We start from the raw sequence: 14,567 nt of genomic DNA, 5'->3' as shown, positions 1-14,567 counted from the left end.
GGTGATCGGGGTCGGGCCGGACGCGAGACGTTGCAGCTCCGCTGCCATTTCTATCCAGCAGCGGAGCGCGCAAAAACACCCGTCCTCGAATTCTGTCTTGACGATTTTTCACGAATGAGGAGCCGCCGTCCGCGCGACGGCGGGGGCAGCGGCGAAATACCCTATGCTGCTACGATCGCAATTTCGGATTATGATGCGCTGCATCGGCACGACGAGGTGATATCGTGAAAGCATCGCTGATCCCGAACATCGCGCTGTTCGTCCGCCTCGTCGAGCTCGGGTCCTTCGCGGCCGTGGCCGAGGAACAGGGATACACCGCGTCCGCGGTCTCGAAGCTGATCAGCCGCATGGAGGACCGCCTCGGCGTGCGGCTGCTCCACCGCACGACCCGCAAGCTCTCGGTGACGCCCGAGGGTGAGATCTTCCTGTCGCATGCGCGCAGGCTCCTTGAGCTGGGCGATGCGATCGAGGTCGATCTGTCGGTCGCCGTCGCCAAGCCGCGGGGACATCTGCGGGTGAACTGCGGAACCGCCTTTGCGCGCCACAAGCTCACGCCGCTGTTGCCCCGGTTCTTGGAGAAACATCCACACGTCACCGTCGACGTGTCGGTCTGCGACCACCGCATCGATCCGATCAGGGAACAGATGGACGTCACGATCCGGGTCGGCGACTTGACCGACAGCGACCTCGTCGCAATTCGCCTCGGCACCGTCCGCCGGATCATCGCGGCCAGCCCGCTTTATTGTTCGGTCCATGGCCGCCCAGCCCACCCGGACGACCTCCGGCGACACGCCTGCCTCCTGCTTTCCGGCTTCGCGCGGCAGGCGATCTGGCCCATGCGGGTGAACGGCGAGCCGCGGGAGATCAGGGTCGGCGGCCCGCTCACCTCGGACAGCGCCGACGTCCTGCTGCAGATGGCGATCGAAGGTGCGGGCATCATCCGCCTGGGCGATTTCCTCGGCGAGCGCGCTCTGGCGGAGGGGGCGCTCGTGGAGCTGTTCGCCGGTGCGCACGACGACGACCCCAAGCCCCTGACGGCCTTGGTCCTCCCGCATCGCCAGAACATCCCGCGCGTGCGGGCCTTCGTGGATTTCCTGAAGGCGGAGCTTCGGTCGGGTGGTTCGTGCGAGGCTCGGGCAGAGCCGCACAGCCCACCGCCGCCGCCCGTTCACCCCGTCGGCGCGTGCACCGGCGGGAACGACAGGAGCCCCGCCGCCGCGAGGCGCTCCTCGGCGACCGCCGGCAGGAGGCCGTATTTGTAGAAGTCGTGCAGGTCGCGCAGGTGAAGGGCGTCGACGACCTTCGACGGGGCGCTCGGGTCGGGCGGGATCGACTGGGCGAGGGTGCCGAGCAGCAGGCTCGTCATCTCGAAGGTGCTCAGGAACAGCCCCAGCCGCCGCGCGAGCCAGCCCGCCGACATGTCCGCATTGGCGGCATTGTGCTTGCGGATCGCGGGCATCATCGTCGTGTCGATGTATTGGCAGGCGGCCTCGTCCGAATAGAGCCAGGCGCCGGTCATCGGGCGGCCCGCGAGATCCGGCCGCGCGGCCCAGACGAAGCCGTTCAGCTTGTCCTGGTCGAAGACGGTCGTCGTGAGGATGCCGGTATTGGTCCGCCGCTTGAGCGAGCGCAGGAAGCCGGTATTGACCGCGCGATCGTCGAAGCGGCCGCGCAGGAAGGCGAGCGGCGTCGACCAGAACGGGCCCGACAGATAGGCGACCGTCTTGATGCCGAGCCGGTTGACGCCGAGCGCGCCCGACCACGCGTCGAGATCGGCCGCCGTGGTGCCGGGAAGCGCGCAGCGGCCATAGGCGACGTCGCTGCGCGAGGCGTCGAGCCCCGGGCAGGCGATGCGGCCCGTGCGCGCGCTCGCGCCGACGGCGTCGAGCATCGCCGCGCGCGCGACGCGATAGGCGAGCGACACCTCGCGATAGCCGCGCGCATCCGTCTCGACGATCCGTTCCACCAGCGCCATCGCCGTCTCACCCTCGCTCTGCCGCCTGCCGGGAGCCGCGACGCGCGGATCAGGTCGGGTCCACGATGCCCATCGCCATCATGCGCAGAGCGGTCAGGCTCGGCATGAAGAAGTACTCGCCCCCGCGCGTCTCGACGAATTGCGGCATGCTCTTGCAGAAGAACGTCTTGCCGGTCTCGTCGTGCGAGGGGACGACGTATTTGTGCTGATTGCCGGCGACCCGGTTGCCGAGGACCGGGCAGCGGTCGTTGCCCGCATCGAAATCGAGGCCGTATTGCAGCCATTGCTGCTGGACGAACTCGAATTGGCGGAACAGGCTCGTGCAATAGGCGAGAAACACGATGCCGTGCTCGGAATCGTCGGTGACGTCCGGGCTCGACGAATCCCCGTAGGGCAAGCCGCGGCGCAGCATGCGCCGGCGGTTGTTGAGGATGGAGGAACCGTTGTAGTCGAGCATGTCTCGGGTGTTGACGCGCCGGATATGGGCGCCGAGCGGCACGCAACGACCCTCCGGATCGTCCTTGAAGCGGAAATCGACCAGGACCTTCCAGATCCGCGCCTTCTCCTGCTCGGTCGTGCCGTTCGCGACGGCCGCGGCGAGCGCCTTCGCGTATTCCGCACGCTTCTGTTGCCAGATCGCATAGGTCGGCGCAGCCATCAGCGGGAAGCCGTCCGACCAGCGCCCGACGAATTTCGCCTTGATCGTCTCCTCAGCCTCGACGGTTGCGACCCCCATCAAGGCGGCGTATTCGCTCGCCGTCGCGCTCACGTAGTCGCGGAAGGCGCGCACGTTCTGGTGCAGCTTGCGATAGGCCATGAAGGTGCCGTTGTACATGAACGCCACCGGGAACGGCGCGGGCGGCAGCTCCTGGGATTCGTCGAGATGCCCGATGAGGAATTCGCCCGTCGCGAGAGGGTCCCAGGTTCCGTCGGCATTGAGCTTGCCGCCGCCGACGACGCGCAGGTCCGCGCCCTGCTCCTTGAACGCCACTTCCGAGATTCCGTCCGTGTAGCCGAAATGCTCCTTGGGCGTGGGTTCGCGCGTGCCGTTCGGGAGGTCCGCGAAGATCGCGGAGGCGTCCTGCCACGGCGTGCTGCCGCCGCGATCGTGACCCTCGAGGATCGCGACGCGGTGCTTCGCGCACAGGTCCTGGAGCGCCTGCGTCTTGGCGGCGAGCTCGGGCGACGGCACCCCGTCGGGCGCCTGCGCGCGCAGGATCACGAGCGCGTGGACGGCCTCGCGGTTCTCGCGCCAGACCGGATCCCAGTTCTCGAAGCCGTTGCGCTCGGTGTCGCCGAGGATGTGCGCGCGCTTCTCCATCCCGTCGATATATTCGGACGGGAAGGCCTGCAGCGTGCGCGTCGGCAGCCCCAGCGCGAGGAGGCCGCGGAAGGAGATGCCGATGTTGAGCGTCGTCTGCGGCTTCTCGGCGACGACCTCGCCGGGATAGTGCACCGCCTTCGACGGCCAGCGCACGGCGCTCGTGACCCAGCTGCGCAGCGTGTCGAGGAAGGCGCGCGCGTCGGCCTCGTCGGCGGCGCGATCGCCGCCGGTCGGAAAGCGCAGGCAGATGTAGCGCCCGATCGGAAAGCTGCCGCCGTACTCGCGCAGGATGCCGCCTTGAATGTCGGGGAGATCGAGACGTCTGGCCACGGCCCTGCTCCTTTATCGGATGACGCCCGGGTTCTGGGTCGGTTGAGGGCTGGACGGTGCGTGCGTCCCGAGGAAGGCGCCGAAATCGCGATGCAGATCGGCCGCGCTCTTGCCCTGCGCATCGAGAGCGAAATCGACGAAATGGTGCTGCAGGTAGAGCGCCTTGAGCACGGAGCGCAGATCGCCGGTCGGCGCGCTCGGCAAGGGCGCGAGCGCCCGCCTGAGGATGGTGCGATAGACGGCGTAGGCGCCCGCCGCGACGCCGAGAAGGAGCGCGACGACGACGGCCCAGATCGGCGTGCCGCCGGCGAGCGCGCTCGCGACGAGCAGCACCACCGCCGCGACCGCGACGAACGCGGCGATCCCGGGCGCCGCGAGGGCCCATTTGGAGGTGTCCTGCAGAGGCGGGGTCGACGGCCAGTAATCGTTGAACGGCATCGCGGTGTCGATCTGGCAGCTCAGCATCAGCTCGGCGACCTGATCGGGCGTCATGCCGGGCTCGTAGCCGCGCAGTTCCGAAAAGACGTTTTGGAGCTGCGGGCCCACCTGCGACCAGAATTCCGCGAGGAGCGAGGCGATCTGCGCCCGATCGCCCGACGGAGCGTCGAGATCGAGGGAGAGGAGCAGATAGGCGCAGCTCAGCTGGTCGACGATGTTGGGGACGAGCGGATTGGGGCTGCGGCCGATGGCGACGGAGATCGCGTCCGATCGGTCGCGCCCGTTGAAGATCGTGTCTCCGACGACGACGAGGCGGGCGAAATGCACCGTCGTGCTCGCCGCGAAGGGGCTCGGCGGCTGCGGCATGGCGACCCCCGGCACGGCCACGCCGAAGGGGAACCCGGTCGGCAGGAAGGAGATCGCGGCGCGCAACGCGTGCTCGTGGGACTTCGTCGGGCTGTGCCGCACGGGAAGAAGGCAGGCGAAGAAGTAATGTCCGCCGTCGAAATTGGGCATGATCCGTCCTCTCTCTCGTTCGGGCAGACGGCGATCAGGCAGCCGGGGCGGGGGCGGGAGGCGCGGGGGGCGAAACCGGCGCAGGCGCGGGGGCGGGGGCGGGTGCCGCTCCCTTCGCCACGAAGGCGAGGCGATTGCGCTCGGCGTTCGCGGCGTCGTTGCTCGCCACCGGTCCGCGTCCGGTCGAGCCGAGGCTGTTCTGGATGCGCTGCATCGCCTGCCGGTAGCTCTCGGCGAAGGCCGCCGGGGACTGCGTGGCGTGCAGCTTCTCGAGCGCGAGGAGCTCGGCATAGACGCGCAGCGCCGCCTTGATGTCGCGCTGCGAGGCGCCCGGCGTGGCGTTGTAATAGTAATCCGTATCGATCTGATTGTGCCGGATGTAGTTCTTGAACGGGGTGATCGGGATGGAGTTCGGGTACTTGGTGCTCGAATACCAGAACAGGTCGAGGCCGTTGGGGATGCCGTCCGAGAAGGCGTCGACATATTGATCCCAGGTGCCGTTGAAATTGCTCATGAACAACATGTAGTCGTTCTGGAGGGTCTCGCGGCCGCCGCTGATCTCGTTCCAGCGCTCGCGCTTGATGATCGCCCAGCGCGCGAAATGGATCAGCGAGAGGTTGAGGAGCCCGCGCAGCGTGGACGGCATCACGCGCGCGACCGCGAACAGGAAGGCGTTGATCCACGTCACCGGCGGCTTCATGGGCGTCAGCACGTTCATCGCGTAGGCCTTGCCGGCGACGTTCGACATCACCACCTCCATCGGTAGTTTTCGATTCGCGCTGGAATAGTACCGCCTCCCGGGAAAATGCCAAGCCTCGAAATCGTAAGTTACGTAGCGTAAGTTCTCGGCCGCGCAGAGGCCGGGCTCGGCATCGCCGGAGATCCGACTTCTCCCTTGCCAACCTCGCCGACCTCGCGTATAGCCCACGCCTCGCGTTCGCTCCGGCCGGGGGCTGAACGGACGGCTGCGTGCGCCCTGTCGAAGGGGTGTCGCGGCAGGGGCCTCGCGCCTCGGCGTCCCGTGTCTCCGCCTTCGAACAATCGCTTTGGGCCTTGGACGAGGCTCGGAGGGCTTGGCGCCGAGCGGGCGGGAACGTGAAACCACGAGAAAGGCCCGTCATGCCTTATTACGAGCACGTCTTTCTGGCGCGCCCCGACGTCTCGGCCCAGCAGGTCGAGACGATGGTCGAGACGTTCAAGGGCGTCATCGAGCAGAACGGCGGCAAGATCGAGAAGGTCGAGAACTGGGGTCTGAAGACCCTGGCCTACCGCATCAAGAAGAACCGCAAGGCGCATTTCGCGCTCCTCAACATCGACGCTCCCCATGCGGCGCTCGCCGAGATGGAGCGCCAGATGCGCCTCTCGGAGGACATCCTGCGCTTCATGACCGTCAAGGTCGAGGCGCTCGATCCCGAGCCGTCCGCCATGCTGCAGCGTCGCGATCGCGACGATCGTGGCGAGCGCGGCGAGCGTGGTGATCGCGGCGACCGCGGGGATCGTGGCGACCGCCGCGACCGCGACGATCGCCGTCCGGGCGGCGGCCGCCGTCGGGACGAGGAGAGCGCGATGACCGGTGAGGAGGGTTGATCATGGCTGGTGGTGCTTCCGGCGGCGCGCGTCGCCCCTTCTTCCGGCGTCGCAAGACCTGCCCGTTCTCCGGCGCGAACGCTCCGAAGATCGACTACAAGGACGTCAAGCTGCTCTCGCGCTACATCTCCGAGCGCGGCAAGATCGTCCCCTCCCGCATCACGGCGGTGTCGGCCAAGAAGCAGCGCGAGCTCGCCCAGGCGATCAAGCGCGCGCGCATCCTGGGCCTCCTGCCCTTCGTGATCCAGTAAGGGCTCTTCCCGGCGCCCGCGCCGGGTCGGTCCGAGAGAAGACGCCCGGCGCGCGCGCCGGGCTGTTTCCGAAAGAGACGCCCGGCGCCCGCGCCGGGCACCGTTGGGACGGACGATGGGCGGCTGCGCGAGCGGGCGCCCCTCGATCCGCCCCTAACCTCGCCTGAAAGCGACGGGACAGCGACGTGACGCAATTCGTGCCGATCGGCGTGGGCGCGGGCCTGGTCTCCGCCCTTCTTTCCGCGGTGGTGATGCAGGGGACGGCGCTCGCCCTCCTCCTGTACCTGCTCGCGCCGGTGCCGATCCTCGTCGCCGCGCTCGGCTGGGACCATCGCGCGGGCCTCGTCGGCGCATTCGTCGGCGCGATCGCGCTCGCCGTCGCGCTCTCGCCCGTCAGCGGCCTCGGCTTCGCGCTCGGCAGCGCGCTGCCCGCCTGGTGGCTCGCCTATCTCGCGATGCTCGGCCGGCAGGCTCCCGACGGGACCATGGAATGGTACCCGCTCGGGCGGCTCCTCGTCTGGGTCGCGGGCATCTCGGCGCTGACCTACCTGATCGCCGCCGCGATTCCCGAATTCGACTATGCCGTCTACGAGGAGCGGGTGCGCGAGGCGACGGACACGATCCTGCGCATCCAGACCGGCACCCCCGAGGGCGTGCCCCTGCCGGCGACCGGCGACGTCACCGGGGCGGAGCTCACGGCGATGCTGGCGCGGATCGTGCCGATCTTCGCGGCGCAGGGCTTCACGCTGCTCCTCGTCCTCTATCTCTGGCTCGGGGCCAAGATCGTCTCGATCTCGGGGCGTCTCGCGCGGCCCTGGCCGTCGATCCCGCAGACGGCGATGCCGCAGAGCGCCGTGCTGGCCTTGCTCGGCTCCGCGGCCGTGGCGGCGCTCCTCGGCGGCTTCGTCGGGCTGTTCGCCCTCGCCTTCGCCGGCGCGCTCGCGATGGCCTTCGGCCTTCAGGGGCTCGCCGCGATCCACCACGTCACGATGGGCCGCAACGGGCGGACGCTCATCCTGATCGGCACCTATCTGTTGATCTTCTTCAGCCAGGGCCTCGTGCTCGCGGCGCTCGTGCTCGGCGGCATCGCCGACACCGTGCTCGGCCTGCGCGCGCGCTATCTCGCGTCCCGCCCCCCCACCATCAAGCGAAACCCTCCCAAGGAGTAAGACCCATGGAAGTCATCCTGCTCGAGCGCGTTCCCAAGCTCGGCCAAATGGGCCAGGTCGTCCGCGTGCGCGACGGCTATGCCCGCAATTTCCTCCTGCCGCGCGGCAAGGCCCTGCGCGCCACGAGCGCCAACAAGGAGCGCTTCGAGACGCAGCGCGCCCAGCTCGAGGCCCGCAATCTCGAGCGTCGCGGCGAGGCCCAGGAGGTCGCCACGAAGCTCGACGGCCAGAGCTTCACGATCATCCGCCAGGCGGGCGAGTCGGGCGTGCTCTACGGCTCGGTCCAGACCCGCGACCTCGCCGAGGCGATCAGCGCCGGCGGCTTCTCGGTCGAGCGCAGCCAGATCCAGCTCTCGGTGCCGATCAAGACGCTCGGCCTGCACGAGGTCTCGATCCTCCTCCATCCGGAGGTCGAGGTGACGGTCACCGTCAACGTCGCCCGCACGGCCGACGAGGCCGAGCGTCAGGCGCGCGGCGAGAACGTCACCGCCCGCGAGGAGATCGATCTCGACGAGCTCGGCCTCGAGGTCGGCGCCGCCCTCGAGGAAGCCGGTCCGCAAGACGCCGAGTGATCGCCGTCCGGAGCGAGCGCTCCGCACTGCCCCGACGCGAACGCGCCCTCCCCTTCGGGAGGGCGTTTTCGTTCGCGGGAGCGCGGTCCCGCTCGCCCGCTCAGTCCCGCCTGGCCATGAAGGCCTCGACCTCCGCCGTGAGGCGGCGCGACTGCTCGTCGAGGTCCTTGGCGATGCTGGACACGTCGCTCGCGAGGCTGCCCGTCTCCCTAGCCGCGTCGGAGACGCCGCTCATATGGGCGTTGATCTCGCGCACGGCGGCCGATTGCTGCTCGACCGCCGCCGCGATCTGACCGGAGATCGACGAGAGCGAGGCGATCTCGGTGACGATCTCCTTGATCGCGCTCACCGTATCGCCGGTCATGTCCTGGATCTTGTCGATGCGGCTCTTGATCTCGCTCGTCGCCTTCGCGGTCTGGTTGGCAAGCTGCTTGACCTCGGCCGCGACGACGGCGAAGCCGCGCCCGGCCTCCCCGGCCCGTGCCGCCTCGATCGTCGCGTTGAGCGCGAGCAGGTTGGTCTGCGCGGCGATCGCCTCGATCGCCTCGGTGATCGAGCCGATGTCGGCGGCCTCGGCCGCGAGCGTCTGGACGACGCCGTCGGCCGCGCCGGCGCGGCTGCGGGTCGCCGCCGCCATGTCGGAGGCGCTGGAGACCTGAGCGGCGATCTCGCCGATCGAGGCCGCCATCTCCTCGGTCGCCGCGCTCACGGAGGCCGACATGCCCTGCGCCCGCGAGGCGCTCTGCGTCATCGTCTCGGCCGAGCGCCCGGTCGCCGCCGAGGAGCGCCCCATCGCCGCGACCGCCTCCTTCACGCTCTGCGCGAGGCGCTCGGATTCCGTGATCAGGGACCACGTCACCATCGGCCCGAGATAGCTGCCGTCCGTCCCGCGGATCGGGGAGATCGCGAGGTGGAGCATCTCGGCGCCGACGCTGATCTTCGTGTGCATCGGCATCGTGCGGTCGGGCTCGGACACCATCTTGCGCTGATGCGCGGGCCGCTTGTGGAAGACGTCGATGGTCGAGCCGAGGACGTCGCGCGCCTTGATCGGCAGGTGCGGCTCGATGCGCTCCAGCGTCTTGCGCGAGGCCGCGTTGAGATAGTCGATGCGGTAGTCCTTCGGATCGCAGGTCATGACGTTGATCGGCATCTGCTCGACCATCTGCATGAGGCGCTGCGTCTGGCGCTCGGTCTCGACTTCCTGCGTGACGCGCTGGAGCGTCGCGATGGCGAGCCCGGCCTCGTAGGGCGAGACGGCGATCGCGAGGTGCTCGCGCCCGAGCCGAACGCGCAGGCTCCGCCCGTCCGTCCCGCGCCCCGCGAGCGCCGCGCGCAGCGGCTTCGGATCGTCGGCGAGGACGTCGACCCGGCTGCCGACGAGAGCGGTCGGCGCGACGCTCAGCGCCGCGCGGATCTCCTCGGCGAGGGCGTGCGCGCGGGGATTGGCGTACGTGACGATGCCGGTGTCGGTGGCGCAGACCAGGACGGCGCTCGGCAGCGCGTCGGCGAAGCGTCGTGTGCGTTGATCGAGGCCGGCCTTGTCGGCGCCGGCGGAGCGCAGAGCCGCGAACATGGTTCGATGATCCCCCATCCCGGCGTCCGGCGCTCCGCGATGCGCCGACCCCCGCCGGATCTCGACCATGCGCCCGCGACGTGAGGGTGCGGTTAACCGTTTTAACCATCCGAGACGAGGCAGAAGCCCCGATGCGTTAAACGTCGTTAACCGGGGGCTCCAACAGATCCGGACGCCGGGCGCGGGTGAGCGCGAGCGCCTGCGCGCGGCGCCAGCGGGCGACGGCGGCGTGGTTGCCGGAGAGCAGGATCTCGGGGATCTCGCGCCCTTCGAAGGCGCGGGGGCGCGTGTAATGCGGGTATTCGAGGAGCCCGGATTCGAAGCTCTCCTCGTCGCCGGATGCGGCGGCGCCCATGACGCCGGGCAGGAGGCGCACGATCGCGTCGAGGACGACGATCGCCGCGATCTCGCCGCCCGAGAGCACGTAATCGCCGATCGAGACCTCCTCGAGGCCCCGCGCCTCGATCACCCGCTCGTCGACGCCCTCGAAGCGCCCGCACACGATCACGGCGCCGGGCCCCTCCGCGAGCGCGCGCACGCGCTTCTGCGTCAGCGGGCGCCCGCGCGGGCTCATGAGGAGGCGCGGGCGCGGGTCCTCGGGCGGGCTCGCGGCGTCGATCGCCTGAGCGAGCACGTCGGCGCGGATCACCATGCCCGGCCCGCCGCCGGCGGGCGTGTCGTCGACCGCGCGGTGGCGGCCGCGGCCGAAGTCGCGGATGTCGCGCGCCTCGAGCGACCAGGCCCCGCGGGCGAGCGCCTCGCCGCAGAGGGAGATGCCGAGCGGCCCTGGGAACATCTGCGGATAGAGCGTCAGTACGCTCGCACGAAAGCTCACGGCGTCGTCTCCGGCGGCTCGTCGAGCTCCGGCGGCTCCTCGTCGGGGCGCGCGGGCCGCATCATCTCTTCCGCGCCGCGCACGACGACGCGCCCGCCGGCGATGTCGACGACGGGAACGAAGGCCTCGCGGAAGGGGAGATAGATCGTCGGACCGCCCGCCGTCGGCGCGATCTCGATGAGGTCGCCCGCCCCGAAATCGGGCACGGCGACGATGCGGCCGACGGGCATCCCGGCCTCGTCTTCGACGGCGAGCCCGATCAGGTCGGCGACGAGGAAGCTGTCGGGGTCCTCGCCCTGCGCGGACGCGACGCGCTCGCGGGGGGCGAACAGGGCCTTGCGGGCGAGCGCCTCGGCGGCGTTGCGATCGGTGACGCCGGCGACGCGCGCGATCAGGAGATCGGGCGCGGCACCGGGGGCGAGCCGCAGCGCCTCGATGACGATCGTACGGCCGTCCTCGAGGCGCAGCGGCGCGTAATCGGCGATCGCGAGCGGGTCCTGCGTGAAGGCCTTGAGCCGCACCTCGCCGCGCACGCCGTGCGCGCGGCCGAAGACCGCGACCCGGATGCCCTCCGGGAACGCGGCAGGGAGCACGGCAGGCGCCGTCTCGCGGATCGGCGCAGGCGCGCCCTCGCGGGGCGGGCGCGCGGGCCCGCGCGGCGAGGGACGCCCGCGCGGGCTCCCCCCTCCTCGACGCGACCCGCGCACCGGACTCACGCCTCGGCGCCGGCGGCCTCGGCCTCGCGCTTCGCGCGCTCGGCGGCGCGCTCCTGCGCCTTCTTGCCCGGCTCGCCCTTCTGCGGGTTCTTGCGCTCGGGGCGCTTCATCACGCCGGCCTGATCGAGGAAGCGCAGGACGCGGTCGGTCGGCTGAGCGCCCTTGGCCAGCCAGGCCTTGGCCTTCTCGACGTCGAGCACGACGCGGTCGGCGGCGTCCTTGGGCTTCATCGGATCGTAGGCGCCGATGCGCTCGATGAAGCGGCCGTCGCGCGGGGAGCGCGAATCGGCGACGACGATGCGGTAATAGGGGCGCTTCTTGGCGCCGCCGCGGGTGAGGCGGATCTTGAGGGCCATGTCTTCTACTCCGTTCAGACGATGTCGGGTCGGTTCGTGTCGTGCGACGATGTCGCGAGCTCCGCGGGGCTCGGGTGGCGCCATGAGTCCACCGGCGATCCCCTCAGATCGATGAGCCCCTCCTCCTTCACGCAGCCGAGACGCTCGGCGACGCGCTGGGAGGGGCGGTTTTGCGGGTCGATATAGCTGACGAGCGTCGTCAGCGAGAGCGTGCGATAGGCGAAATCGCGCGCGGCGAGCGCGGCCTCGGTCGCGAAACCGCGGCCATGGGCCGAGCGCAGGAAGGAATAGCCGAGCTCCGGCTCGCGCCACCCCTCCGGAAACCAGGGGCCGCACCAGCCGAGATAGGCGTCGCTCTCGCGATCGGCGACGCAGAAGAAGCCGTAGCCGCGCAATTGCCAATGGCCGGAGAACATCGCCATCGCGCGCCACGCATCGTCGCGCGGGCGCACCCCGCCGACGAAATGCGCAGCCTCCTCGTCGGCGTAGAACGCCGCGAAGGCCTCGAAATCGCTCTGCCGGAAGCCGCGCAGGCGCAGCCTCCGCGTCTCGATCGTCGGGACCGCGATGGCGGGCGAGGCGCTCACTTCTTCTTGCCCCCGAACGGGAAGCCGCCGGGCAGCCCCGGCAGGCCGCCCTTGCCGAGACCCGGCAGCCCGGGCAGGCCAGCCTTGCCGCCGAGACCGGGGGGCATCGGGGGCAGGCCGCCGCCGGGCATTCCACCGGGGAGGCTGGGCGGCAATTGCCCGCCCATCTGCTTCTTCGCCGCCTCGATCATCTCCGGCGTCGGCTGGGGCATCGCGCCGCCGCCCAGCCCGAACATGTTGCCGAGCGCGCCGGCGAGCCCGCCCTTCTTCTTGCCCATCATCTTCATGACGTCCGCCATCTGGCGGTGCATCTTGAGGAGCTTGTTGACGTCCTCGACCTTCATGCCCGAGCCCGCCGCGATGCGCTTCTTGCGCGAGGCCTTGAGCAGGTCCGGATTGCGGCGCTCGGCCGGCGTCATCGAATCGATGATCGCCTTCTGGCGCTTGACGATGCGGTCGTCGAGATTGGCGTTCTCGAGCTGCTTCTTCATCTGGCCGATGCCCGGCATCATGCCCATCAGCCCGCCGAGCCCGCCGATCTTCTCCATCTGGGAGAGCTGGTCGCGCAGGTCCTCGAGGTCGAACTTGCCCTTGCGCATCTTCTCGGCGATGCGCAGGGCCTTTTCCTGGTCGATGTTCTCGGCCGCCTTCTCGACGAGCGAGACGATGTCGCCCATGCCGAGGATGCGGTTGGCCACGCGCGAGGGGTGGAATTCCTCGAGCGCGTCGACCTTCTCGCCGGTGCCGACGAGCTTGATCGGCTTGCCGGTGACGGCGCGCATCGAGAGCGCCGCGCCGCCGCGGGAATCGCCGTCCATGCGGGTGAGCACGATGCCGGTCAGCCCCAGCCGCCCGTCGAAGGCGCGCGCCGTGTTCACCGCGTCCTGGCCGGTGAGCGCGTCGGCGACGAGGAGCACCTCGTGCGGGTCGACGGCCTTGGCGACGTCCGCCGCCTCCGCCATCAGCCCCTCGTCGACCGTGACGCGCCCGGCGGTGTCGAGCATCACCACGTCGAAGCCGCCGAAGCGGGCGGCGTCCATCGCGCGGCGGGCGATCTGCACGGCGCTCTGGCCGGCGACGATCGGCAGCGTCTCGACGCCGACCTGACGGCCGAGCACCGCGAGCTGCTCCATGGCGGCCGGGCGGCGGGTGTCGAGCGAGGCCATGAGGACGCGCTTCTTCTCGCGATCCTTGAGGCGCTTGGCGATCTTCGCCGTCGTCGTCGTCTTGCCCGAGCCCTGCAGGCCGACCATCAGGATCGGCACCGGCGGCGTCGCGCGCAGGTCGATCGTCTCGGCCTCGGCGCCGAGCGTCTCGACGAGGACGTCGTTGACGATCTTGACGACCATCTGGCCCGGCGAGACGGATTTGACCACCTCGGCGCCGACCGCGCGCTCGCGCACCTTGTCGGTGAAGGAGCGCACGACCTCGAGCGCGACGTCGGCCTCGAGCAGCGCGCGGCGGACCTCGCGCAAAGCCTCGTTCACGTCGTTCTCGGAGAGCGCGCCGCGGCGGGTGAGGCCGTTGAGGATGCCTGAGAGGCGGTCGGACAGGCTTTCGAACATGATCAGTCGACGTCCTTCGCGATGAGGGGGGTCTCGTCGGCGTCGAGCGCCGCCTCGAAACGGGAGATCGCCGTCGCGAACTTGTCGCGGCAGCCGGGATTGCAGAAGCCGACCACGCGCCCGCGATAGAGCGTCAGCGAATCCGCCGCGATCGGCTCTCCCGACCACGGACAGGTGTCGTTGATGGCGTCCTCGATCCGCAAGTTCTCACCACGATTCTCGTCGGGCATCGCATTCCCCTTCTCGTGCAGAGGGACGCTCTACCAGACCCGAGCCCTCCCCGCATCACCGAAACGCAAAACGCGCCCGAGGGCGCGACGCGCTGTCGGGCGTTGACCGCCGGCCTCTCGGGTCCGGTCGGCTTCGTGTTCGCGTTCGTCGATGACGAGGAACGAAGGGTCGCGTTAGACGGGAACGGCGGGGATGTCAAGGATAAGGACGCGCGGCGTCCTTTCGGGCCGAGAGCTCAGGGCACGATCGAGGGTGTCATCAAGTCAGTCGTGCCGACAGGGTGAGCGCTCCACCGGTGTCATCCCCGGCCGGAGGTCGCTTGCGACCGGAGGGGAAGGGGACCCAGCATGAAAATTGCTTGCGAAGCAAGCACTTGCTTGCGGCGACCAGCCGCCTGGTCGGCGGCGCGAGCGCTTGCTCCGCAAGCGTCTTCCTGTGCTGGGTCCCCTTGTAATAGCGAACCCTGATATGACGGTCCTGCTCTTCGGGGCGCCGGGGGCGGGGGGGGGCCCCCCCGCCCCGGGGGCGGGGGGCGGGGGGAG

At 69.9% G+C, this 14,567-nt stretch carries 16 protein-coding genes; 5 read left to right on the top strand and 11 right to left on the bottom strand.

Annotation, left to right across the window (positions count from 1 at the left end; genetic code table 11):
• The first annotated feature begins 224 nt into the window (after positions 1-224).
• Entirely contained in the window at positions 225-1,262 is a 1,038-nt protein-coding gene (locus tag ACK4UM_RS17015) for a LysR family transcriptional regulator (protein WP_409801449.1), read from the top strand.
• Here ACK4UM_RS17015 and ACK4UM_RS17010 read toward each other — a convergent pair.
• From ACK4UM_RS17010 to ACK4UM_RS16995, 4 genes are read right to left on the bottom strand one after another with little or no spacing between them, the layout of a single operon-like run.
• The gene (locus ACK4UM_RS17010; RefSeq protein ID WP_409801445.1) at positions 1,169-1,975 is read right to left on the bottom strand and encodes a hypothetical protein; all 807 of its coding nucleotides are present in this window, start codon (positions 1,973-1,975) and stop codon (positions 1,169-1,171) included. The two genes, ACK4UM_RS17015 and ACK4UM_RS17010, sit on opposite strands and share 94 nt — an antisense overlap.
• 49 nt (positions 1,976-2,024) lie before the next feature.
• The gene (locus ACK4UM_RS17005; protein ID WP_409801440.1) at positions 2,025-3,629 is read right to left on the bottom strand and encodes a Dyp-type peroxidase; all 1,605 of its coding nucleotides are present in this window, start codon (positions 3,627-3,629) and stop codon (positions 2,025-2,027) included.
• A gap of 12 nt (positions 3,630-3,641) precedes the next feature.
• The gene (locus ACK4UM_RS17000; RefSeq protein ID WP_409801434.1) at positions 3,642-4,583 is read right to left on the bottom strand and encodes a hypothetical protein; all 942 of its coding nucleotides are present in this window, start codon (positions 4,581-4,583) and stop codon (positions 3,642-3,644) included.
• Between the two features lie 34 nt (positions 4,584-4,617).
• On the bottom strand, positions 4,618-5,331 hold the full coding sequence (locus tag ACK4UM_RS16995) for a hypothetical protein (RefSeq protein ID WP_409801430.1): 714 nt from the start codon (positions 5,329-5,331) through the stop codon (positions 4,618-4,620).
• A gap of 371 nt (positions 5,332-5,702) precedes the next feature.
• On the opposite strand from ACK4UM_RS16995, the gene rpsF reads away from it, so the two are divergent.
• The 4 genes from rpsF to rplI all read left to right on the top strand — a co-directional run bounded on the left by rpsF (position 5,703) and on the right by rplI (position 8,162).
• The gene (gene rpsF / locus ACK4UM_RS16990; RefSeq protein WP_409801428.1) at positions 5,703-6,170 is read left to right on the top strand and encodes a 30S ribosomal protein S6; all 468 of its coding nucleotides are present in this window, start codon (positions 5,703-5,705) and stop codon (positions 6,168-6,170) included.
• Positions 6,171-6,172: 2 nt separating this feature from the next.
• Positions 6,173-6,421 carry a 30S ribosomal protein S18 gene (gene rpsR / locus ACK4UM_RS16985; RefSeq protein WP_409801425.1) on the top strand — a complete coding sequence of 83 codons (249 nt, stop codon included), beginning with the start codon at positions 6,173-6,175 and terminating at the stop codon, positions 6,419-6,421.
• 185 nt (positions 6,422-6,606) lie between these two features.
• Positions 6,607-7,590 (top strand): DUF2232 domain-containing protein, encoded by a 984-nt coding sequence (locus ACK4UM_RS16980; RefSeq protein WP_409801422.1) that lies wholly within the window; start codon positions 6,607-6,609, stop codon positions 7,588-7,590.
• 5 nt (positions 7,591-7,595) lie between these two features.
• Entirely contained in the window at positions 7,596-8,162 is a 567-nt protein-coding gene (rplI, locus tag ACK4UM_RS16975; RefSeq protein WP_409801419.1) for a 50S ribosomal protein L9, read from the top strand.
• A 100-nt stretch (positions 8,163-8,262) separates the two neighbouring features.
• Here the strand turns inward: rplI and ACK4UM_RS16970 are convergent, their stop codons facing one another.
• The 7 genes from ACK4UM_RS16970 to ACK4UM_RS16940 form a co-directional block, all read right to left on the bottom strand.
• A complete protein-coding gene (locus ACK4UM_RS16970) occupies positions 8,263-9,735 on the bottom strand; it encodes a methyl-accepting chemotaxis protein (RefSeq protein WP_409801413.1) in 1,473 nt (490 codons plus the stop codon).
• A 136-nt stretch (positions 9,736-9,871) separates the two neighbouring features.
• The gene (trmD, locus tag ACK4UM_RS16965; RefSeq protein WP_409801408.1) at positions 9,872-10,570 is read right to left on the bottom strand and encodes a tRNA (guanosine(37)-N1)-methyltransferase TrmD; all 699 of its coding nucleotides are present in this window, start codon (positions 10,568-10,570) and stop codon (positions 9,872-9,874) included.
• A complete protein-coding gene (rimM, locus tag ACK4UM_RS16960; RefSeq protein ID WP_409801402.1) occupies positions 10,567-11,277 on the bottom strand; it encodes a ribosome maturation factor RimM in 711 nt (236 codons plus the stop codon). Before rimM ends, trmD begins: the two co-directional genes overlap by 4 nt.
• Before the next feature lie 5 nt (positions 11,278-11,282).
• Positions 11,283-11,642 carry a 30S ribosomal protein S16 gene (rpsP, locus tag ACK4UM_RS16955; protein ID WP_409801399.1) on the bottom strand — a complete coding sequence of 120 codons (360 nt, stop codon included), beginning with the start codon at positions 11,640-11,642 and terminating at the stop codon, positions 11,283-11,285.
• Positions 11,643-11,656: 14 nt separating this feature from the next.
• The gene (locus tag ACK4UM_RS16950) at positions 11,657-12,229 is read right to left on the bottom strand and encodes a GNAT family N-acetyltransferase (protein ID WP_409801396.1); all 573 of its coding nucleotides are present in this window, start codon (positions 12,227-12,229) and stop codon (positions 11,657-11,659) included.
• On the bottom strand, positions 12,226-13,794 hold the full coding sequence (gene ffh, locus ACK4UM_RS16945) for a signal recognition particle protein (RefSeq protein ID WP_409801393.1): 1,569 nt from the start codon (positions 13,792-13,794) through the stop codon (positions 12,226-12,228). Before ffh ends, ACK4UM_RS16950 begins: the two co-directional genes overlap by 4 nt.
• A gap of 2 nt (positions 13,795-13,796) precedes the next feature.
• Entirely contained in the window at positions 13,797-14,024 is a 228-nt protein-coding gene (locus ACK4UM_RS16940; protein ID WP_409801390.1) for a glutathione S-transferase, read from the bottom strand.
• Between the last annotated feature and the right edge of the window lie 543 nt (positions 14,025-14,567).

It is taken from the genome of Salinarimonas sp. (genome assembly GCF_046292825.1).
In the GTDB taxonomy this organism is placed as follows: Bacteria; Pseudomonadota; Alphaproteobacteria; order Rhizobiales; family Beijerinckiaceae; genus Salinarimonas.
Note: the sequence above shows the minus strand (reverse complement) of the source record. Positions and strands in the feature narration are given on the sequence as shown.

Excerpts from the sequence above, each read along its gene's own strand:
- ACK4UM_RS17010 (WP_409801445.1), bottom strand. The coding sequence starts at position 1,975 with ATGGCGCTGGTGGAACGGATCGTCGAGACGGATGCGCGCGGCTATCGC.
- ACK4UM_RS17000 (WP_409801434.1), bottom strand. The coding sequence starts at position 4,583 with ATGCCCAATTTCGACGGCGGACATTACTTCTTCGCCTGCCTTCTTCCC.
- ACK4UM_RS16995 (WP_409801430.1), bottom strand. The coding sequence starts at position 5,331 with ATGTCGAACGTCGCCGGCAAGGCCTACGCGATGAACGTGCTGACGCCC.
- rpsF (WP_409801428.1), top strand. The coding sequence starts at position 5,703 with ATGCCTTATTACGAGCACGTCTTTCTGGCGCGCCCCGACGTCTCGGCC.
- rpsR (WP_409801425.1), top strand. The coding sequence starts at position 6,173 with ATGGCTGGTGGTGCTTCCGGCGGCGCGCGTCGCCCCTTCTTCCGGCGT.
- rplI (WP_409801419.1), top strand. The coding sequence starts at position 7,596 with ATGGAAGTCATCCTGCTCGAGCGCGTTCCCAAGCTCGGCCAAATGGGC.
- ACK4UM_RS16970 (WP_409801413.1), bottom strand. The coding sequence starts at position 9,735 with ATGTTCGCGGCTCTGCGCTCCGCCGGCGCCGACAAGGCCGGCCTCGAT.
- rpsP (WP_409801399.1), bottom strand. The coding sequence starts at position 11,642 with ATGGCCCTCAAGATCCGCCTCACCCGCGGCGGCGCCAAGAAGCGCCCC.
- ffh (WP_409801393.1), bottom strand. The coding sequence starts at position 13,794 with ATGTTCGAAAGCCTGTCCGACCGCCTCTCAGGCATCCTCAACGGCCTC.
- ACK4UM_RS16940 (WP_409801390.1), bottom strand. The coding sequence starts at position 14,024 with ATGCCCGACGAGAATCGTGGTGAGAACTTGCGGATCGAGGACGCCATC.